The sequence below is a fragment of the Neobacillus niacini genome, from assembly GCF_023715785.1.
GTDB lineage: Bacteria > Bacillota > Bacilli > Bacillales > Cytobacillaceae > Neobacillus > Neobacillus niacini_E.
Window position 1 is genome coordinate 1 of sequence record NZ_JAMBOX010000029.1, and the last position, 21,004, is coordinate 21,004.

A 21,004-nucleotide genomic window follows, 5' to 3' on the forward strand; every position below is an offset into this window, starting at 1 on the left:
CTGAGCCAGGATCAAACTCTCCAATAAAGTTGAGTTGATTAGCTCATAAAAGTTACGTTGGCTTCATTTCGAAAGAAATGAATGTTTTATTGTTGACGTTTTTGTTTGTTTAGTTTTCAAAGAACAAGTTTCCAGAGACAGAATAATAATATATCATCTCTTTTTCACCAAGTCAACCACTTTTTTCAAAACAATTGACTATTTCAGCGACAGAAATTTATTATAGCAAAAACATCTTTTAAAGTCAATTACTTTTTTTAAGATTAAATGTTTTTGTTATAGTCTATCGGCGACAAGAATTAATATTACTAGAATATTTAATCCAGGTCAATACTTTTTCGAAAATAGTTTTACCGAAATTTTAGAAGGACCATAGGGACATGCTATGTTGGCTCTTCGAGTACTAGAAAAGTGCCATCATAACCGTCCCCATGGTCCCCCTATTTAAAAGAATTTGCGATTTGTATTAGTTGGTCTTTGGTTAGTTTTTGGTAGTTGTCGGATAGTTTATAACCGAAGCTGCCCTTTGTGAATTCAAGTGATTTTTCCTTGTTGACTTCGACGAAGTAGGCGGTGGTACTGTCATCAAGCTTGATTTCTTCGTATTTCCTGGTGGCTTCATGCTTGGCCCGTTCCTGCTCCAGTTTGGCCGGTTCAGCGAAAATCTCCAGCTCAAATCCGCTGTATTTCAAAAACAGATAATTCCCGAGCTGTCCCGATATATTGTTTGCCTTTTTTCCTACTACAGCACCGATTGCGTCGAGCTTCTGGTCATTATCGATCAGATTGCGGGGCAGCAGATAATCCATCCCTGTAAACTGCGCCTCTGCCAGCGCCTCGTTGTTCTCCGTCAAACTGCCCGCTATCGAAAGCAATTCCTCGACACCTGTTTCCACACTAGAAATCACGTATGTGAATCCAGAGGACGGATCCCTGTAATAAACAACACCGTTCTCTGTATAGGCTGCATGTTCTCCGTTTGTCAAAGTGGCTTCCTTCACATCAGCACCCGTTGGAACAGCAAGATTTTTATCAATTTCCACATGGATGGAGAAGCCAGCGTCATTCTGATAGAACGAAATCAGCTTTTGTTTTTCCACACTAAGTAGCCCAACTCCACCCTGCATCGGCGGATATTTCACCGCCTGCAAAAATTGATTCCGCTCATTGGTTTGCTTTTCAACCAGCATCCGGTAGTCCTTGACTTCCTTTGACTTTTGGCCCTTAACATTTTCAGATTTCACTTCTGGTTTGACGGATTCATTCGTTTCCCCACAGCCTGAGAGGATCATGGCTGCCGCAAAAAGAAGAACCCCTGTTTTTTTCAACATTATTTCCACTCCAGTTTCGGTCTCAAGCTTCCTGTTTAAAAGCACATGTCAAGCGGCCGACAAAAATGCTGTCCCGATCCTTGATGGGATAGATTTGTCCAGGTGTCAGCTTCTGTCCATTGAGCATGGTTCCGTTTTTCGAATGCAGATCACGGATGCCGTATTGTCCGTCAGCGATGGCAGCAATCTCAAAGTGGGTACGCGAGATGCCGACCGCGTCTAATACATAATGACATTGTTCAGGATTGCGCCCAACAATAAACAGTTCCTTATCAATCTTGACTTTATCCACCTTGCCGTTCTGCTCAATCTCCACAACCGGATAGATCCGCTGTTCCACTTCTGACAGAAGTACGGTCGCGGCTACTTCCTCATCCCCATTGTCTTCAGGCTTCATGAGCAGCGTCGTCTCGTTCCCTAAATGAAGGTAGTAGTCGTCTGGATTATAGAAAACTGGCGCTGGTTGGATGACTGCCGCGAGGGCTGCTGCCGGGTCTGACTCAGCCTCGGCCGCCGCTTCCTTCGGTCTCTTGTTCTTAGCCGTTTTTTTCAGTGCCGGTTTTTCCTTCTTCCCTTTTTCTTTAACCGGCACAGGCACCTGTCCACCCGGCTTGATAATCGCCAAAACAATATACACCAAGTCTGCTGCAAGAATCGTTAACCCAATACACAAAAACAACATGCCTTCACTCGGGCTGCTGAGATACAGCTTCCAAATCCCAGCAGCGGCAAGGATGGCTGCCAAAATCGTATACAGCTTGACCTTCGGATTGAGTCCGGCGACCTCTGACTTCGGCTGTCCCTCAACCCCGTCATGCCATGGCTTTTCTGTATCTGCCTTTTCCCCCTCGGGCTTTCCTTTTGCAGCCTTTTCTCTATTGGACTTTCTAAACCAGGATTTCTCGTTCTTCTCCGCTGCTTGTGCCGGACTTCCATCCATTCTCCGGCCGGCACCAGCTCCTGGACCCTTGCCAAGTCCGGCACCCATAATGGCACCTGCGCCAACTCCAGTCCTTGCAGCAGCTTCGGACCCGGTCTGCTGCAAGTCAGCAAACCCGACACCACTCCGAGCGGCATTTAGGTTCATCGCCACCATGCTGCGAAATTGCTCCAGTGAAAATTGGCTGCTTCCCAAATAGTTTAATAACTCCTGAAAACCGTTTCCGGATAACTGCCTGATGCGGCCGACCATATTCAGCATAAATTGGCGGAATTCCAGCTGAATCGGCACTTTGCCCGCAATTTCCTGTAACGGCAGGTACATCAAGCGAACGTCCTCGAGGTTATCTTTAACAAAAATAAACGCTTCATGGATGACAAATTTCTGTTCGTTCAGCAGGTAGTCGCGGCTCTCATCAAATTTGCCGATAATTTGTTCGAGCAGCTGATAAAAGTCCGGCAAGCTTAGGCTTCTCATGGAAAGGTACTGCTCCAATGGAACCCTGCCCGTGATCTCATAGTGCAGCGTGACATCGAGATTGATTTCCTCGATTTCCAGCGGGACAATCGGCGGAATCGCGTTTGCCTGAATCATTTTCACAGAAAGGTCCTCTAATTCATCATGGTGGATTGGATGGCGGCTTCTTGTGACTTTGATGAATTTTCTGGCACTGCTGTCATAGACTTGATAATCAAATGAATACATCTGGTTCGGCATGCTTCCCCCCCCTTCCTTAAAGAATCACGTAGTAATAGGCGGTGGCGATTCCGGGAATCACCGCATACATGAACGGAAACGTCAGGACTTCTTTTTTCTTGTACTCTTCCATGACTTCTCCCTTTTCTTGCGCCTCTTTCAGTTCATTCATTTTTAAAAATAACCCCACCGCCCGCGAAACAAATTCCCGTCTGACAAGCAGCAGGACAATGCCGATCAAGCCGGCGTAAATGATCGAATACATGATGCCATACAGGGAAAACTCAATCCCGGTCAACGCCCCGATCGCGGCAAACAGCTTGACGTCGCCAGCACCAATCGCTTTTGCCAAATACAGCACGAACATGATCACAAAACCGACGATAATGCCGAAAAGGGAAAATTTCAACCCGGCAAAACCTGACCTGATCACATGGATAAACAGTCCGGCAACGACACCCGTAACCGTCAACCAATTAGGAATCTTCTGGGTCCTGGCATCAAAATAAAACGCCGCCAGCAGAAATACAATTAATAAATAAAAATACAATGCCATATAGACCCCCTCTTTCCTATGTATCCTTATAGAAGCGCGAAACGGGATTGAGAAAATAACTTAAATTCAAACCCAGTCAATATCTACTCGTGTTTTTTCCTTTCTGCTGCAACTCGGAAACCCGCTGAAATCGCGGGTTACTTGAGCCTTAATTGCCAATGTACTTCGTCAACAGTGATGCCGTTGCCATGGACGAATTCGTATTGAGACTCTTCATCGGCGTCAAAAACCAATTTTAGGGTTGTGGTTTGGTTCGGCTCAATTGTGCGGTCTTCCTTGCCATCCAGTACCTGTAAGGGATCGAACCCGCGAGAGGAATTTTCGGTAATAATCCGGTTTTGACTAAGAATCGGCACCAATAGTTCCTTGTCCTTGAGGTTTTTTACTTCAATTTCTAATTCAAGGAGTAAATCACGCCCTGCCGTAACGCCTTCCACTTCATCGACTTTTTTGACATTTTTGACGGTCATTTCATATTCACCTAGAGTCGATTCAATTTTGGCCGACTGATTTAAGCTGAGCTTGCTGCCTTTTTTTGCAGGCTCAGCTGTTTTGTTATTGTCGTCCTTGTTGTCCTTCGCAGGCGCCGTCGTTTCCGCGGCCTTAGAATCTGGTGCTTTACCGGCCTCCTCATCATTTCCGCAGGCCGCTAATAGAGAAATGGCCAAAACACTTGATAGTACAGTCGTCCATTTTTTCATGATTATTCCTCCTCTGTTGTTACTTTCCAATCCAAACCCGTTCGTAGGCGCGTTTTTTGATTTCAACTTCTTTTTCAATGAATGGCAGCGGCAGGTCAAGCTTATAGGTCACTTCCATGCCAAAATAGGCTTCCCCGCCGGTGATCAAACTCGGCAAGGTTACTTTTGTAACTTTCAGATCGTCTTCATTACCGATATTGATATCGAGATAATGGCGGACAATCGGGCTGAATAACGGCGCCGCTTGGCCTTCCGCCATTTCCTTCACCCCGGAGCCGTCCGGGAGAATGCCGCTCAGTTTTTCCAGCCCCATATTATACGATTTGCCGATGGAGGAATTAAACAAGCCGCTGATAAGATTAATGTTGGTTTCAAAAAAACTCTTGATATCGTCGAACTTTCCTTTATAGGTCGAAAACTGTTCTCCCACCGGCGTCTTCTTAATTCTGTCCGCAGCGGCGTCCTTAATTAGCGCCACCGGATACAAATGGGTGGCAATTTGTTTCGTCGCCTCGGCGGTGGCATGGTCGACCGCGGTGTCATAGATCGCCAGCTTGATCATGGATGTTAGAAAGATGATAAACATCAAAAAGAAAGGGAGGACTAATGAAGCTTCAACCACAATACTGCCTTCTTCACGTTTGAACAACACCATCTTCGCTCCCTTCCTTGAAAATGTCTTACTATTTGGCGGTTGACAAGCTTCAACTTGTGGATAACACTCCTCAACTTGCGGATAGCCCTCGTCAACTTGCGCATAACACTCTCCAACTTGTGGATAACCCGCGCCAACTTGCGCATAACCCTCCAACTTGCGGATAACTCTCCACAACTTGCGGATAACTCTCCACAACTTGCGGATAACTCTTCACAACTTGCGGATAACTCTTCACAACTTGCGGATAACTCTCCTCAACTTGCGGATAACTCTCCTCAACTTGCGGATAACTCTTCACAACTTGCGGATAACTCTCCAACTCGCGAGATACGCCTCCACTAATAGGAGTACGCCGCCTTTTTGGTAAATTCGAATCGGTTTTTGTCGACTATCCGGCCGTTTAGGATCCCGCCATGGCCGAGCAAATCCATCACGCCAGGCAGAAACCAGAGCTTCACCGTGCCGGTTGCTTCGCCGACAACTTGAACTGGGCGCTCCGCCAAATTGACTCCGGTTTTATGGTCAATAACTGCCTGCGTACGCATCATTTTATTGTCATGACTGCCGTTAATTAGCAAGAAGAACCGTAAATGGTCACGGTAGTTTACTGCAAGTCCCGGTCCGCCTCCAAGGCCAAGCTTCATCTTTAGTCTTGTTGGCAAAAACTCAATGTCCCGCGCCTTTGTGGTCAAGTCGCTCATTTCATCGATCGTCGCAATCAGCGCCCCGGCAACAACGACCAGGAACACCAGTACAGGATGACCCAGTGCCTTATTTGTCGGGTCAAGCATTTGATCGACGATATTAATCGCAAACCGCATCGCAAACAGCTGTGAATAGGCGGCTGCATAGTTCATATACGGCACCGCGTAGCCGTACATGATATACTCGATCTCTTTATTGACGAACAAGTACGATTCATATTTTGCGACATCGTATGGTTCGCTGCTGTTAAAATGTTTCAAAATATACTCATTGACATACAATTCGTCACGTAAGCCATAAAGTCCATCCTGGACGGCCTTCATCATTTTCGAAAAAATATTCAGCGCGGAATCGGCGGCACCCTCATAATCATCCAGCTTAGCCAATTCCTCCTTGGCATCGGAAATCGCCTTATTCATGCTTTGATAGGCCAAAAACTTATTGTGGACTGATTGGTAGGTAGCATCCTCGACGGCTGCCGCTTCAATGGCCTCCATTTCCTTCTTCACGGTGTCCACACCATCATTGGCTTCCTTTTCCTTTTTGTCTTTCAGATCCTTCTGCTCCGGGGTCATCCGCACGCGCTGCTCATGAAATACTTTATGTACATCAACCGCTGCTGCTTTCGCCTTTGGCAGGCGCTCGCGCATAATGATGATATCGCCAATAATCGTCGCGGCAAACTTGGTAACCGACACCGGGTCCTCCCACTTAATCACATTAAACGCGGATTTCACCGATTCAGCTGCCGTGCTCAGCGGATCGACATGGTCTTTGACCGCCATCAGCTTCGTCTTCCAGCCTTCAAGGATTGCCGGATCATAATACATGTCGGTCAGCGATACTCCATCTGGCATCGAGCCTGCGTTTTTGGCCATCGCGTCGTCAACAATCGCTTTAATCTTGTTGTTTTTCTCAATCGCCGTATTTAAATAATCCAACGTCTTGTTGATGGCGCCAGTTTTGCCGTTAGACATGCCGTTAAAGTGGTTATATACCTTCTCAACCAGCTTTTGCGACTCGGCTTTATAGGCATCGATTGCCTTTTGCAGGTCCTTGATTTGCTGCTCCAGTTCGGCGGTGTCCTCCCCGGCAGCCTTCAGGTTCTCAAGCTCTGTTTCCTTCTTCTTCAACGCAGTAATTGCAAACGCGGCCAAAGCCGACATGCTGACAATATCATCAAGAACCGCGATGTTCCCGAGACTGACGATGTAACGCTCATCTGCCGGCAGCTCACTGCGAGTGGCCTCAATAATCTCCGTGATGTCCTTGTCCTCGAGCTTTTTCTTAATCGCCGACAGCAATTTATCGGAGGCAATCTCATCATCAAGGTGATCGAGAGCCTTTTCACGGTCATTGTAGAGCGGCTCGACCTTGCTCATCACATCAATAAAGGTGTCCACTTCCTGCACATCCTGCTGCAAATCCAGGAGCTTAAATTTTTCCAGCATGATTTTCGTAAATTCAACTGGGGCCATGTATTTCATCTGCTGCAAAACCTGTTCTTCAAAGACATCGAGGTTTCCGAGCGTGTACTCCTTCCCAGACATCGCTACCGATGTGGATTCAGCCTTGGTATCGATAAATTGGAACGTAGTCGGATTCTCCTCTGCCAAGTTGTTTTGGACGACTTTTTCAAAAATCTTTGCCGCATCCCCGGTTTGGCCGTAAAGCCCATAAGGCACGAGACTGTTATCAAACGAAGACATCACCGACCGAGAGGCTGCCTTGACCGCCCGTTCTGTTTGCTTTTCGGCAATCACAATCCGGGCATAGTCAATTAACACTGCATGAAACACAAACACAACCAAAATAATCAGTGTTAAAAAAACAGAAACAACGCCCTTTTCAGATTTAAAAAAAGTTCTCAAACAAATCCCTCCGAAACTAGAGAGCGAGAAACCACCTCTATTTCTTTTCCGCACCTTTTTGTTTTAGTAAAATAGCTGACACCCCGCTGTCCTGCAGCTCTTGCCCGTATAGCTTAATCAATTCGATGGTGCGGATAAATTCAACCGGGTCGGTGACCGTTGCGCTTGCCTTTACTTTGACGTCATGGCCGAGCAGATCTTCCACGACCTTCGGGAAACTAAGCGATCGGTTCAGCTCGACGACTACGGCTTTCTCCACGAGGACATTTTTATAGGAAACAGTGCCCTTGACATAATCAGGAATCGTGACGCCTGTGAATTTGGCGAGTTTTTCTCCAACAAGCCCACTGCCGCTTCCACCTACACTGATGCTGCCTGAATCCCCGCCTGACAGCCCGATTAACGAACCGAGCATCCGGTCATCGGTCAGCCGCCAATACAAGCCATCGCTTTCCCCCGGCGCCTTCAATTCGAACGTGACGGGATCGGTTTTGCTATTGGTCCAGGCGTAGGCAATTCGGTTGGCCGCCTTATTGGCGTAGGTATACAATTGCGCATGCTCATAAATATAAATACTTAAATATAAAAACATGATGATCGTGATAAAAATGATTGGAAAGACTAGGGAAGCCTCAATGATAAAACTTCCCTTTTCATTTTTTAAGAAAGCGGCACGCATCTTATCCCACATTCTTTCTTTCTCGTAATCTCCCACGATTACTTAATCAGGTCGTCGACTTTCTTTCCGTTGGCATCGAAAATTTTGTTAACCATTGCGGTGATTTCATTTTTAAAAATCAGCGCAAGCGCAATGAGGACCGCCAAAATCAGCAGAATCTCGACTGTACCAATCCCTTCTTCGTCATTCCAAAAATTTTGCATCAACTCTTGAGTCGCTCCCATACCCTTTCAACCTCCAAAAAAAAATGTATTTATGATTGTTAACTTGCCTTCCCTTGAGTGGAACGACAAAAATTAACTACATTAAAGCCATAGCCGGATATCCAATCATAACCAGTATGACAATAAAAATAATGACCATTGGGAACACCAGCTTCGTGGAAGCCTGCTCTCCGCGGATTTTTGCGACCGCTTTTCGCTTTTCCCACAGCTCGCGCGACAGGCCGCGGAGTGCAATGACGAGTTCACTGCCGCGGTTGTAATTGAGCAGAAGCGTCGAGGCGAACACCGACACCTCTTGAATTCGGCAGCGTTTGTTGAACTGCTCAATGGCTGCGGCGAAATTGCCGTTGTTGTTGATTTCTGCGACAACCTGCTTCAGCTCTCGATATAAGTAATTTTTCTCCGCATCCTTCTTCTGGCTGACGGCGCGGACGATTGCTTTTTCAACATTCATCCCGGCATTTACCAGCAGCACCAGCTTGTTGACGAACTCGGGAAGTTCCAAAATGATGTCCTCCTGCCGCTCCTTGACCCGGTCGGTCAGTTTCTGCGTCAGCACGATTGGAATGAGCACGGCAAAAACGACGCCAAAAATCACCATCCCAAGGTTGCCATCGGCGGCAACTCCGAAAACCGCGCTGAACAGCACAATTACGAGAAACATCGAGATACACTCGGCCAGATGCATTTTCGTAAATTCGGTGCCGCGCCGCTCGTCATACAGTTGGCGGATTTTCAGCTGAATGTCGCTCAACACATTGGGAAACCGGTGCATCAGCTTGAGTCGGTCGATCAGCAGCAGCGACATCGACGCCAGTGCCGTCAGCTTGAAATCAGCTTTGTATTCCTGAACAAACTCGCGATAACGCCTAAAACTTACTAAATAGAGAATGAGCAAAACCACGACAATCACGGCGAGATAAATATAGTATCCAAGCATCGGCTCACACCTTTATGTCCATGATTTTCTTAATGACCCAAAACACAAAACACAACATCGCCATACAAAGCGTCATGATCACCGGCCCTGCCCCCGGAAACGCAAATAGCGGCTCCATATAGCCATCCGAGGCGTAGGTCATAAAGGCAATAATCATGAGCGGGGCTACCATCAAAATGTTCGATTCCATTCGTTTTCCAGCCACGAGTACCTGAATCTCCTGCTGGATTTCCAGCTTCTCGGTGATAATCATCGACGTCCGGCTGATGATTTCCACCAAGTCTCCACCAGTGTTCGTGGCGGCGGTAAATACATCGGAGAAGCTCTGGATATCGTCAATGTCAGCTCGGTCACTGAACTCCCGGATGACCTTCTCAATCGGGTCGCCATTGGCAATCCTCCGGTTAATCAAATCGAGCTCGCGGATGATGTATGTATTCGGGTCAGGATAAAGAAGCTCAAGGTCGGCCTTAACCGCCTTTAACGCCTTTTCAACCGAACTCCCTGCCGACAGCGATGACGACAAGGAAAACAACATGTTCTTAAACTGCAGTGTCAAATCACGCTTCCGTTTGTCGCGGAGCTGCACCCTTCTAATTTTTGGAAAAACAAACCCCAGTAACGCAAGAATCAAGGCAACGATGAGATTTTTGTAAAATAAAAAGCCAACTAGGAAAAAGAACCCGGCACCCATCAATAGGGCGGCCGCATATTCTTGCTTTGTTAGTTTGTAGTCGGCATAGTGAATCAGCTCGGTATTGCGTACTTTGGCCCGCTGATATTCAACAAACTCGGGATCCTGCATATCCTTCGGAGAGGCCTTCCGCTGGTCATAGATAAAAAACCCGAGCAACGTCAGCAGCACCATCACCACGGCCGCAATCATAATTTCCATTATGCTGTCCTCCTTTTAGAACTACAGGTTTTTTATTCATACTTCAGAGAGTTGGGGCGGATGCCGGCAGACCGAAGTTTGAGCTCGTTATGAAGCTTGTTCCCGGTATGGACAAGCCTTCCGACAATCCTCCCGTTCACCTCGTCGTATTCTTCGAATTGGTACAGCGGATTGAGCTGGATCTCGCCGTCGGTGACGCCGAGCACCTCGCTGATCCCCAGCACTTTCCGTGACTTGTCACGGAGCCGGCCCAAATGCACCATAATATCGATTGCCGAGCTGATCTGATAGCGGATGACCGGCACCGGCAGACTTGCGCCGCTTAGTACCATCGTCTCAAGTCGGCTTATCATATCGGCAATCGAGTTGGCGTGGCCGGTCGACAGCGAGCCGTCATGTCCGGTATTCATGGCCTGCAGCATGTCGAGCGCCTCCGGGCCGCGCACCTCTCCGACGACAATCCGGTCGGGCCGCATCCGCAGCGAGGTTTTAATTAAATCACGAATCGTAATTTCGCCTTTGCCCTCTGTATTGGAATTACGTGTTTCCATGCTGACTAGGTTGGGAACGTTCTTGATTTGCAGCTCCGCCGAATCCTCAATCGTGATGATTCGCTCATCCTTCGGGATAAAATTCGACAGCACATTGAGGAAAGTTGTTTTACCGGAGCCTGTTCCCCCGCCAATAAAAATATTGTATTTGGCAATGACCAGTTGCTGGAGGAAATCCGCTACTTCCTTGGAAATGGCACCCCACTTAATCAAGTCCTCAATCATCAGCGGCCGTTCCGGGAACTTCCGGATCGTCATCGTTGGCCCCTTCAGGGAAATCGGCGGCAGGACAACATTCACCCGCGAGCCATCAAGCAGGCGGGCATCGACAATCGGCGTGCTTTCATTGACAACGCGGTTCACCTTGCCGACAATCCGCTTGATAATCTGATCGAGTTTTTCCTCACTTTCAAATCGGACTGGCACTTGGGAAATCTGCCCCTCCTGCTCGATGAAAATCTCCTCATGGCTATTAATCATAATTTCGGTAATCGCCGGATTGTCCAGTAATGGCTGCAGTACATCGAGCCCTCTTAGCGTTGCATAAATTCGCTTAATCAGCCATTGCTTTTGGCTCGCTGTTAAGTAGTGCTCCTTCGAATAGAACAGCACATGCTTTTCCACTAGATCGTAGACTTTTTCGTCGCCGTCTTCGCCATCAAAGGAAGGTGAGGCGGTAACAATATCATGCACCCTGGACCGCAGCTCCTCGACTATCTGTTCGTCAACCAATTTCAACACCTCGGTTATGCTCCAGCAGCAATTGATACAGCTTCCTGATTTGATCATTGAAGAACGAGTGGGTCGTCAGTAATTGTGAATTCCCGACGGCCTTCCACTCCGAGACGTATGGCAGCGCGAACGAGGTATCCAGACCGAATTCGTGGAGTTCAGCCGGAATCTGCCTTTCACCCAAAAACTTGTTCAGCACAAAGGCAATCTTGTGCTCCAAATCATCATCCTTAAGAATTCGCTTATAGCCCTCAAGCGCCATCTTCGTTTTATAAAAGCTTTGAATATCGACAACAAGCGGCCACAGGGTCAGATGGCTCATTCTCAGCGAAGCCAGCACCCGCTCATCGAGAGAAGAATCCAGGTCGATGATAATATAGTCGTACACATCCCTCTGTACCAGCGCGCTAATGATCGCCTCGGTATCCTTGGCGGCCAAATCAATCATCTCTTCAGGAATGCTTTTTATATTGAAGTAATCCACATTGCGGTCGCGACGGGTCAAGGTTTCCATTTTATAAGCAAGCTCTTCCGGCCGTGCTTTGGAGTAATAAAACACCTCGGAAGAGTCTGCCACCTCCTCCGTCTTGAAAAACAGCGGCATCGAACTGATCAGTTCCAGATTTAGATAAAAGACACGCTGTCCCTCACTGGCGATCAACCGGGCCAAATTCACGGCTAAGATTGTTTTTCCAGATCCGCCAATCGGTGAATATACAGACACTACCTTCGTGCTGCCACCCGCACTCCGTATCGGCTTGACAAGTTGATGTTGCTGATAATAAATTTCCAGCGCCTTTGAGAATAAGGAGGTCAAAGATTGATATTTTAATAGACTTTCCTTGCTGAGCACCTGCTCCTTCGGCGTTTCAGCCAGAACAATCACCGTTTCAACAGAGACCGTGTTCTCCGGCATCAACTCCGCGGTCGTCAACAATAGATTCGTCTGCGTCGTCCCCTTAAGATACGCCTCCAAATCTGCCTGATTGCTAAAATACTTCACAGCCAATTGACTGCTTAACTCCGATGTCCGAATAAAATTCGACACGGAGGTTATATAGCCCAAATCCGAATCGGCCAAAATAACCGTCACTCTACTCATATCGATCTCCTTTCAGGCGAAGCGGGCCCCCGAGGATGGTTCCTGTATCCCCCGTGAACTCAACAAGTTACAAAACGTTAAAAATTTTTGCAACTCCCCCTACGATGAAAACAGCAGAAAGAACCCCCAACAGGATGGCGATTCGACGCGATGAACTCTTTTTCACAGCAGTTCCCTCTTTTCCTCTTCCAAAATTATGTAACTACTAGATAATTACTCATAATATTACAAAAATAATACAATACCCTTAATTCTTTTACAATAATCTGGAATAACTAGCTGGAATAGACACTAGGATAAAACTCCCCTTTCTTAAAAAGTATTCTGGTCATTATATGAAAATAGTTATAGTTCTAAAGTAATGGATCGGGTCGTTTTTAACAGAAAATTAACCAAAATTTTTAGAATATTTTAAAAATCTAAAAGTTTATAGTAAAAATGTCCTAATTTTGGGTGATTTTGCAGAAAAATTCTTTTTAAGATATAGGTGCTAAAACGGTAAGATGCTTCCCTAGCTGCACAATAGGAGTATAGACCTAATGATTTACACTAGGTTTACGAAATATTTAGAATACTGCCTTCTCAAGGCCCATTTAACAATGGTTACTTCCCTTTATTATTTAAAATGGTTTAAACAAAAACATTGATAAGGAGCTGTTTCCGTTGAAAAAACCATTAGCGAAAGCATATAAGAGATTAGCAGCAACTACGATGGCACTATCCGTCTTAGCCGCTCCCCTTTCGTATCAGACTTTGATGGCAGCCAAGCCCGATCAGACAGGAAAATGCCTTTTATGATCTGACAAAAATTGAAGGCATCGATGCCATCATTTCCGGGCATAGCCATTCCACATTCCCAGGAAACTATGGAAATCTCCCAGGAGTAGACACGAAAAAAGGGACAATCAACGGGGTACCTGTTGTCATGGCCGGGAGGTGGGGAAGCCACCTTGGCGTGATTGATATGAAAATTGCGAAAGAACGAGGGAAATGGCTGGTTAAAGATTCGGAGTCAGAATTACGGGCGATTTATGATCAAACAACAAAAACAAGCTTGGCGGAGCCTGACAACAAGGTAATGGCAGCTGTTAAAGAAGCACACGAAGAAACCCTTAACTATGTACGCCAGCCGGTAGGAAAGCTCAATTATGAAGAAAAGCGCATTTCTTTCAAAGGAAATGCGCTTCTTTGTGGAAAACTTCGAACCTGCATTTATTGCAGCGCTTCTTCCGTATCCAGCAAAAAATTCTTCAGTCTGCAAAGCCCCTCCTCTAACTCCTCGATGTCATTGGGAGATGTTAGTGAAATCCGAACAAATTGCGGGGCTTCATCTTTTTTGACTAAGAAACGATGTGAATGAAAAACATGGATTCCCCGGGTTAAAGCGATTTGCTCAAACTGGTTGAGCTGCCAAGCTTTATTTAATGGCAGCCAGCGGAAAAAACTAATCGGGTTTTCGCTGGGGTGATGAAGTTGGAAATATTTCTGGTACACCCTGTTCCGCTCCTCTGAAATTTCCCGCTTCTTCTTAATGATTTGTTCAGCAGCCCCTGTATGAATCAACTCTGTGATTATTTCCGCATTTAAGGCAGATGTTTTGACGTTGAGATTGAAAATTCCATACGTGATTTTTTCCATAAACCGCTCGGCGTAAGCAATAAAGGCAACGCGAACACCGGAGCTGAGTGATTTGGCAACACTCAGGATATAAACAAACCGCTCTGGCACATAATGCGATATCGGGTAATAGCCATCCGGACCGAGGAAAGAGTATACATCATCCTCAATTAAGATAAGCTCGTGTTTATTGATGACCTCCGCAATTTCCTTTCTGCGATTCATGGTCATGGTAACCGCAGTCGGATTATTGCAGGAGGGATTCAAATAAATTCCCTGTAATGGAGTGTTTCTGCAGACGGCATCCAATCTATCGGGACTCATGCCTTGCTCATCCCCTTCGATCGGGATTAGTTGGATATTCATGATTTTGGCCAGGTCGACAAAATTAGGATACGTATAGAGATCGACCGCGATTTTATCTCCTGGATGAAATAAGGCCATTAGAATCAGCGAAAACGAATTTTGTCCTCCTGAAGTAATCGCAATATTTTCAATCGGTACATCCATGTTAAAGCGCTGCATCCACTTTTTGGCGGCCATTCGGTGATAAGGCATGCCCAACGGGTGCCTGTAATCTAATAAACTCTCCAGATAATCCTTCGCGGCAATGCTTTTAATCGCTTGGGCGACATATGAGTTGGTATGGTCAAGCGGCTTGATGATTCCCATCTCGATATAATCCTTATTCTCATCACTATCGGCCATGAAAATAGCATTTTTCACATTGGGCGTAACAAAGGTTCCCCTTCCTGTAACGGCATAGATTAACCCTTTCACTTCGCATATTTTAAAGGCCCTCGTCACAGTGCTGAGGTTAATGTCCAGATAATCTGCCAGTTCCCGTTGCGGTGGAAGCTTCGTATTGGGTGCGAGAAAGCCATTAAGAATATCATATTCCAGCAAACTAGCAATCGACTTGTACAATGGAGAAACCAGCTGTTTCTTATCCGGCTTCCATGACATCGGATAATTTTCAAAAGAATTGACCGGCATATCCACCCACCTCGAAAAATTGTATTGCATACAATTATATCATTGAAGCCATACAATGAGGATGGTAATGTTAATAACATACTAATTTTTCTGAAAAGTAGGTGAGGGAGAATGAACATAAGTGAAAACACTCTTTTGCGGGAAGAAAACAGCTTCCTTGCCGGTGTACGGGATTGTCTGCCCACTGTACTGGGGTACTTAAGTATAGGATTTGCAGCAGGTGTTGTGGAAAAAACCGCAGGACTTTCGATTGTGGAAATCGGACTGATCTCCTTGCTTTTATACGCGGGTTCCGGACAGTTTATTGCGGCCGCGATGATTGGCGCCAATAGTCCCGCTCTGGCGATCATCTTTACGATTTTCTTTGTGAACCTGCGCCATCTGTTAATGAGCGCGGCAATATCGCCATATTTCCGTCATCTTACACCCTCCAAAAATATATTCATCGGTTCCCTGCTTACCGATGAAACATTTGGTGTGGCGATGAATGAAGCGGCAGGCAAGAAATGGCTCAACGAAAAATGGATGTACGGCCTAAATATAACCGCTTATCTAAACTGGTTTATCGCCAATATTGCAGGAGCTTTTTTCGGAGAATGGATTTCCGATCCAGAAAAATTCGGGCTTGATTTTGCCTTGCCAGGAATGTTTATTGGTCTGCTTGTTCTGCAATTGGCCAGCCGCAGAAAATTGCTGAAAGATGTTCTTGTTGCCCTGAGTGCGGTTGCCGTTGTTGTCGGGGTAAGTTTGGTGACTTCGGGAAGCGTGGGGATCATTGTGGCGACCATCATTGCCGCAACGATCGGAATGGCGGTGGAAAAATGGAAGTAAGATGGTCGATTTTTTTAATTATTTTTGGTTGTGCCCTAGTAACATTCATTCCAAGGGTGCTTCCGATTGCGGTTTTGAGCCGTGTTGAACTGCCAGAATGGGCGATGCGCTGGTTGAACTACGTACCTATTGCTGTTATGGCCGCCTTAGTGGGGCAAGAATTGCTCATGCCAAACGGAAAATTGGTTCCTTTGCAACATAACCTTGAGTTAATCGCTGCATTGCCTGCTTTTATTACTGCCATTGTCACACGCAGTTTATTGGGAACGGTTGTAGCTGGAATCGTCTCAATCATGGTCTTACGGTTTGTATTTTAAAAGTGTCCGCTGGTCACGACCCGAAAAATGTACTCATTCAAGACCAAAACAGACAGAAACAATACATTTCTGTCTGTTTATATTTCGCTGAAGAATATATGCCGTGTAGCAGCAAGTCTTTTTTATGCTGAGCGATTTTGACCCTTAAGCCGATAGCCTTCCGTTTCGCCGATTACGGTTAATTGCTCTATTTAAGACAAAATCCAAAGGTTTGGATAATATAAACGGAAAAACTCCCCTTATTTTTAAGGAAATATTGGTATTTCCCAATTTAGCCGGAATTCTTCCGCTTATTTGTCATACGCAGTGAAATCAACATTCAGTTGTAATAAAGTATAAAAAAACAATATTTTTCTGTAATTTGCTAGAATATTTGTAAGCACTTTAAAAGGAACGATGAAGTATGTTGCATCTAAAACCCATTACGAAGGATAATTGGCTGAAGGCGATTTCGCTGCGGGTACGGGAAAACAAAGTGAATTAATATAAATAGACCATCATGATCAGTTCGTGATGGTCTTTTCTATACCAATGTCTTCTTAGTGTACAACGATCATTATTCTATAATTAGGTATTGTTCACGACTAATAGGTGTTCTCCTTTTTGTTTTGATTTGAACGCTTTGAATGGGGAGTTGTGCTAACACCTCATATCTTCCCCATTTGACAAATATGTTTATACTGTATATAATCATTATTAACAGTTTAACAATAAAAAAATGCAGGTGTTCAGATGAATATCATCATTTCTAACAGTAACGATCAACCAATTTATAACCAAATCAAAGAACAGATCAAGGAGCAGATTTTGCGAGGAGAACTGGCAGAGAAAACAGCTCTCCCGTCTATCCGCAATCTGGCAAAGGATTTACAAATCAGTGTGATTACAACAAAAAGGGCGTACGATGAATTGGAAAAGGAAGGATTTATTGAAACCTTCCCAGCAAAAGGATCCTTTGTTGCAACCCAAAATCATGAGTTGCTAAGAGAAAAACAAGTAAAGCTGATTGAAGAGAAGTTAAGTGAAATCATCGAGCATAGCAAGGCCTTTGCTATTAGTGAGGATGAATTAATACAAATACTTAAGCGGCTGTACGAGGAGTGACGAAAACATGGAAAATATTATCGAAGTCAACGGCGTCTCCAAGAGACTCAAAGATTTTCAACTGAGCAATATTTCATTCCATTTTAAAAAAGGCTTTATTATGGGATTGATTGGACCGAACGGAGCTGGTAAGAGCACGTTAATTCGCTGCTTGATGGACTTAGTCAAGATCGACTCGGGTGAAATTACCTTGTTTGGCATGACTCATAAAGAAAACACAAAGGAAATTAAGCAACGGATTGGCTTTGTTTACGATGAAAGTCATTTTTATGAAGAGTTTTCACTGGAGAGAAATAAGCGGATTATTGCCCCTTTTTACGAGAACTGGGATGACGAGACATTTTATACCTTTATAAAAAAGTTTGATCTGCCACTAAAGAAGAAAGTGAAACATTTATCAAAAGGTATGAAAATGAAGTTTGCGATTGCGGTTGCTCTCGCTCATCACCCTGAACTTATTATTTTAGATGAACCGACGGCCGGGCTTGACCCCGTTTTCAGAAGAGAATTACTTGATATTCTGCTTGAAATCATCCAAGACGATAAGAAATCGGTGTTTTTTTCTACCCATATAACGACCGATTTAGAGCAGGTTGCCGATTTCATCACGTTTATTAATAAAGGAAAAATCATTTTCAGTAAGGAAAAGGATGCTATTTTTGAAGATTATCAGATTGTGAAAGGGCCGAGTGAACTTGCCGGGAAAATCCAAGGCCTTAATCCAGTAGGTGTGAGAAAAACGGATGTAAGTATGGAAGCACTCATTACAGATGTACGCAATGTCGCCCCTCTGCTGCCTCAAGGAGTTCGACTCGAACGGCCGACACTCGAAGACATTATGTATTATACGGTAAAGGGGATTACGTCATGAAACAGTTGCTATTAAAAGATCTATATACGCAAAGAGTATTTGGTTATCTTTTTCCATTGATATTTATCATGCCTTTCTATGTGAGTTCTTTAAATGGTGTTAACCATATCATTGTTTATGTTACGTATGTTGCCATTTGGCTCTCCATATATTCCAACTTCGGTACGACTGCTTCAAACAAATTGGGGCTAAAGCTAGTGTCGAGCCTTCCGGTTACAAGAGAAAAATTAGTACAAGCAAAATACTGTGCAGCATTCATGTGGTGGGGGATCAGCCTAATCAGTTACGGGACGATTGCTTTTCTTATTTTTATCTCAACGAATAATACTCTCGGTTGGGGAACCATCGTCAGTTTGGTCTTATCGCTTTTTACAGCATTAATCATCATCTCTGCTTTCTATCCTCTCTATTTTTTACTTGGTTATCAAGTGGCGGCAGGAATCACGATGGTTATTCCAGTGTTATGGTTTTTTATATTCGGTTTCACAACGGTTATGTATGATGAAAATAATGGACCTTCCCAGTGGGAACTATTTCCGACAGAGAACCTATTATTCTGCTTCCTATTTATTCTTGTAAGCATAATAATTACATTTGCATCTTATAGGCTGTCAGTGGTTATTTTTAGCAAAAGAGATTTGTAAAGTGGACCGAAAATGCAATAATTAGCTTCCATATCATTCAACGAGGGGGATTGACTTTGGATTTTTTCCGATCAGGTAAAATTCAATAGAGGAAAAAGTTCGCGGAATAACTAAACAATCGGTTGGTAAACGAAAAAAAGACTGTGGCAAACTCATTTATCCTTTTGGTTTGTCCACAGTCTGAAGCAGATTTGCTTTCTGATGGAATTCATCTTTCCCCGATGGTAAACCATTAGCCTCCTTTAGCTGTTTTTCCGTGACATGAAACTTTTTGGAAAGGCTGTAAAGGGTATCCTTCTTTTTTACGGTGTATACCATGCTGTTTGCGTCAACTTTGGTGTTGTTCATGAATAGTATTGCTGCAATAGCCCCAGCAATGACAACTGCGATAAGCTTTTGATTTCTCTCTTTCATCCTTTTCTTTCGCAGTTCTGCCAAGCTTTCTTTTCTCATTGAATGCAAAGAACGAATCCCCCATAAAAATTATTTTAACCATTACTGCAGCGCGATCAAGGTCATTTGTTGCCCTCGTTTTGCTTTGAGTGTTAAGTTTACTTTTTTTCCTTTCTGGTTAAATAATTCGTTGATCATGTTGCCTGATGCTTTTGCATTGTATGTTTTGCCATCAGGGGTGATAAAACGAAACGTTCCCTTAGGATGCACTTCTCCTATTTGCGCTGTTACGCTGATATGATTTGGCGCTGCGGCGGTTATGGCCGGGATGTTGATCGTTTGGCCAATTTTCAACTTTGTTGGTTCCACGCTTGGATTTAGCGCCTGTATGGAAGCAACAGACACCCCTAATGCTTTACCGATTTTTGTAAACGTATCACCGCTCTTAATCACATACACAGACGAACTTGCTGGTGTGTTGTCGGTAATAGGCTCATCTTTAGGTGCGTTATCGGTTAAATAGGCTGTACTCACAAAAGCTGTTTTGCCGTTGAATCGAATTTGAGCCCAGCCATTCGCGCTTGATATCACAGACACACTTTCGTTTAATTTGAACGAACCAAATACAGTACTGCTCGTAGAAGCGGCTTCTCTCACTCGCAACGACGATGCCGTTACATACATGGTTTTTGCTTCAGTTACAGCTGATTGTTTTTCTGAAAGATAAGCAGCACTCACAAAACATACACGTCCTTTAATTAAAATAGCCGCCCAGCCGTCTTCTACGTAAGAAACCTTGACCACTTCCCCTTTTTTATAGGTTCCAATAATACTGCTTTTCACGGATGGCTGGGAGCGAATATTTAATGTTGTGGCGGTAACAGTCCGGTCTTCAATCTTTGGCAATAGAATTTTTTTACCGTCAATGGCAGAAATCCCATTAGCATCTAATATTTCCTGCACTGTGACACCATGTTGTGCCGCGATTGTTTCAATATTTTCACCAGCTTTGACCTGATAGGTGTATTCTTGTATAAATGCTGCATTCGCGGCGCCTGTATACATGCCAAGAACAATCGTGAAAATCCCCGTCACAATCACCTTTTTTACGAAACTTCTTTGAATCCATTCGTGAACCTGTGAAACATATGTATGCCAATTTTCCCGTATATCTTTTAAGAACCCTTTAACATCTAGTACATTTCGAATATCGTACTTTATGCTTTTTTCATAATCGCGTTTTTCCATTCTTGAAGTGAATACTGGTACAGTTTGTGTTTTCTTGCCTTTTCCATATGTTTCTTTTCTGCTTAGTGTTAATTCCTGATGTACAACAAATTCTTCTGTCAAAACCATCATGTCTCCAATTCTCTTTTGTAGGGCGGGACTTTCCTCTGTATCTTTTTTACTAAATGCACAATGCAAAACGAACCCTCACCTATATTAATCGTTATAAAGTATCATTTTCTGTCCCGAAATTGTCATATTTCGTCGAAAATAGATGATGTTGGGCAGATTGGCATATTTTCTGAAGCAGATCATCGCAATTAAATTATTATTCTTGGGCAATCTTGAATTTTGCAAAGATTTTACCCGTAAATACCAAAAGGCCCGACTAGCTCCTATCCGCTAGTCGGGCCTTTTTGAATT

General features: G+C 44.5%; 21 protein-coding genes. 6 read left to right on the forward strand and 15 right to left on the reverse strand.

Features of this window, described 5'->3' with window-relative positions:
• Positions 1-440 precede the first annotated feature (440 nt).
• The 5 genes from M3234_RS27470 to M3234_RS27490 all read right to left on the reverse strand — a co-directional run bounded on the left by M3234_RS27470 (position 441) and on the right by M3234_RS27490 (position 5,056).
• Positions 441-1,331: a hypothetical protein gene (locus M3234_RS27470; RefSeq protein WP_262307719.1), complete on the reverse strand. Its 891-nt coding sequence runs from the start codon at positions 1,329-1,331 to the stop codon at positions 441-443.
• A gap of 22 nt (positions 1,332-1,353) precedes the next feature.
• Positions 1,354-2,988: an FHA domain-containing protein gene (locus M3234_RS27475; protein WP_262307720.1), complete on the reverse strand. Its 1,635-nt coding sequence runs from the start codon at positions 2,986-2,988 to the stop codon at positions 1,354-1,356.
• Positions 2,989-3,004: 16 nt separating this feature from the next.
• Positions 3,005-3,523 carry an A24 family peptidase gene (locus M3234_RS27480; RefSeq protein ID WP_262307721.1) on the reverse strand — a complete coding sequence of 173 codons (519 nt, stop codon included), beginning with the start codon at positions 3,521-3,523 and terminating at the stop codon, positions 3,005-3,007.
• Between the two features lie 137 nt (positions 3,524-3,660).
• Entirely contained in the window at positions 3,661-4,224 is a 564-nt protein-coding gene (locus tag M3234_RS27485) for a hypothetical protein (RefSeq protein ID WP_262307722.1), read from the reverse strand.
• 19 nt (positions 4,225-4,243) lie between these two features.
• Positions 4,244-5,056, reverse strand: coding sequence for a TadE/TadG family type IV pilus assembly protein (locus M3234_RS27490; protein ID WP_262307723.1), 813 nt, complete (start codon positions 5,054-5,056; stop codon positions 4,244-4,246).
• Between M3234_RS27490 and M3234_RS29800 the strand changes: the two genes are divergently transcribed.
• Positions 5,018-5,224 (forward strand): hypothetical protein, encoded by a 207-nt coding sequence (locus M3234_RS29800; RefSeq protein WP_396954000.1) that lies wholly within the window; start codon positions 5,018-5,020, stop codon positions 5,222-5,224. The genes M3234_RS27490 and M3234_RS29800 overlap by 39 nt on opposite strands.
• Here M3234_RS29800 and M3234_RS27495 read toward each other — a convergent pair.
• From M3234_RS27495 to M3234_RS27530, 8 genes are all read right to left on the reverse strand, one after another.
• Positions 5,221-7,458: a DUF5702 domain-containing protein gene (locus M3234_RS27495; protein ID WP_262307724.1), complete on the reverse strand. Its 2,238-nt coding sequence runs from the start codon at positions 7,456-7,458 to the stop codon at positions 5,221-5,223. The two genes, M3234_RS29800 and M3234_RS27495, sit on opposite strands and share 4 nt — an antisense overlap.
• 37 nt (positions 7,459-7,495) lie before the next feature.
• Positions 7,496-8,149 (reverse strand): TadE/TadG family type IV pilus assembly protein, encoded by a 654-nt coding sequence (locus M3234_RS27500; protein WP_262307725.1) that lies wholly within the window; start codon positions 8,147-8,149, stop codon positions 7,496-7,498.
• 26 nt (positions 8,150-8,175) lie between these two features.
• Positions 8,176-8,361: a Flp1 family type IVb pilin gene (locus M3234_RS27505; RefSeq protein ID WP_066322338.1), complete on the reverse strand. Its 186-nt coding sequence runs from the start codon at positions 8,359-8,361 to the stop codon at positions 8,176-8,178.
• A gap of 76 nt (positions 8,362-8,437) precedes the next feature.
• Entirely contained in the window at positions 8,438-9,301 is an 864-nt protein-coding gene (locus M3234_RS27510; protein WP_262307726.1) for a type II secretion system F family protein, read from the reverse strand.
• A gap of 4 nt (positions 9,302-9,305) precedes the next feature.
• Entirely contained in the window at positions 9,306-10,196 is an 891-nt protein-coding gene (locus M3234_RS27515) for a type II secretion system F family protein (RefSeq protein ID WP_262307727.1), read from the reverse strand.
• Between the two features lie 32 nt (positions 10,197-10,228).
• A complete protein-coding gene (locus tag M3234_RS27520; RefSeq protein ID WP_262307728.1) occupies positions 10,229-11,536 on the reverse strand; it encodes a CpaF family protein in 1,308 nt (435 codons plus the stop codon).
• Positions 11,472-12,581: an AAA family ATPase gene (locus tag M3234_RS27525; RefSeq protein WP_262307729.1), complete on the reverse strand. Its 1,110-nt coding sequence runs from the start codon at positions 12,579-12,581 to the stop codon at positions 11,472-11,474. The genes M3234_RS27520 and M3234_RS27525 overlap by 65 nt, the downstream gene beginning before the upstream one ends.
• Before the next feature lie 1,212 nt (positions 12,582-13,793).
• Positions 13,794-15,194, reverse strand: coding sequence for an aminotransferase-like domain-containing protein (locus M3234_RS27530; protein WP_262307730.1), 1,401 nt, complete (start codon positions 15,192-15,194; stop codon positions 13,794-13,796).
• 111 nt (positions 15,195-15,305) lie between these two features.
• Here M3234_RS27530 and M3234_RS27535 point away from each other — a divergent pair, with 111 nt between their 5' ends.
• The 5 genes from M3234_RS27535 to M3234_RS27555 all read left to right on the forward strand — a co-directional run bounded on the left by M3234_RS27535 (position 15,306) and on the right by M3234_RS27555 (position 18,961).
• The gene (locus M3234_RS27535) at positions 15,306-16,025 is read left to right on the forward strand and encodes an AzlC family ABC transporter permease (RefSeq protein WP_262307731.1); all 720 of its coding nucleotides are present in this window, start codon (positions 15,306-15,308) and stop codon (positions 16,023-16,025) included.
• Positions 16,016-16,342: an AzlD domain-containing protein gene (locus M3234_RS27540; protein WP_262307732.1), complete on the forward strand. Its 327-nt coding sequence runs from the start codon at positions 16,016-16,018 to the stop codon at positions 16,340-16,342. Before M3234_RS27535 ends, M3234_RS27540 begins: the two co-directional genes overlap by 10 nt.
• Before the next feature lie 732 nt (positions 16,343-17,074).
• Positions 17,075-17,446, forward strand: a complete 372-nt coding sequence (locus M3234_RS27545) for a GntR family transcriptional regulator (RefSeq protein ID WP_262307733.1) — start codon at positions 17,075-17,077, stop codon at positions 17,444-17,446.
• Between the two features lie 7 nt (positions 17,447-17,453).
• Positions 17,454-18,317 (forward strand): ABC transporter ATP-binding protein, encoded by an 864-nt coding sequence (locus tag M3234_RS27550; RefSeq protein ID WP_262307734.1) that lies wholly within the window; start codon positions 17,454-17,456, stop codon positions 18,315-18,317.
• Positions 18,314-18,961 carry an ABC-2 transporter permease gene (locus tag M3234_RS27555; protein WP_262307735.1) on the forward strand — a complete coding sequence of 216 codons (648 nt, stop codon included), beginning with the start codon at positions 18,314-18,316 and terminating at the stop codon, positions 18,959-18,961. Before M3234_RS27550 ends, M3234_RS27555 begins: the two co-directional genes overlap by 4 nt.
• 156 nt (positions 18,962-19,117) lie before the next feature.
• Here the strand turns inward: M3234_RS27555 and M3234_RS27560 are convergent, their stop codons facing one another.
• Together M3234_RS27560 and M3234_RS27565 are read right to left on the reverse strand one after the other, a co-directional pair.
• Positions 19,118-19,423: a LysM peptidoglycan-binding domain-containing protein gene (locus M3234_RS27560; RefSeq protein ID WP_262307736.1), complete on the reverse strand. Its 306-nt coding sequence runs from the start codon at positions 19,421-19,423 to the stop codon at positions 19,118-19,120.
• A 33-nt stretch (positions 19,424-19,456) separates the two neighbouring features.
• Positions 19,457-20,713, reverse strand: coding sequence for an SH3 domain-containing protein (locus M3234_RS27565; RefSeq protein WP_262307737.1), 1,257 nt, complete (start codon positions 20,711-20,713; stop codon positions 19,457-19,459).
• Positions 20,714-21,004 lie beyond the last annotated feature (291 nt).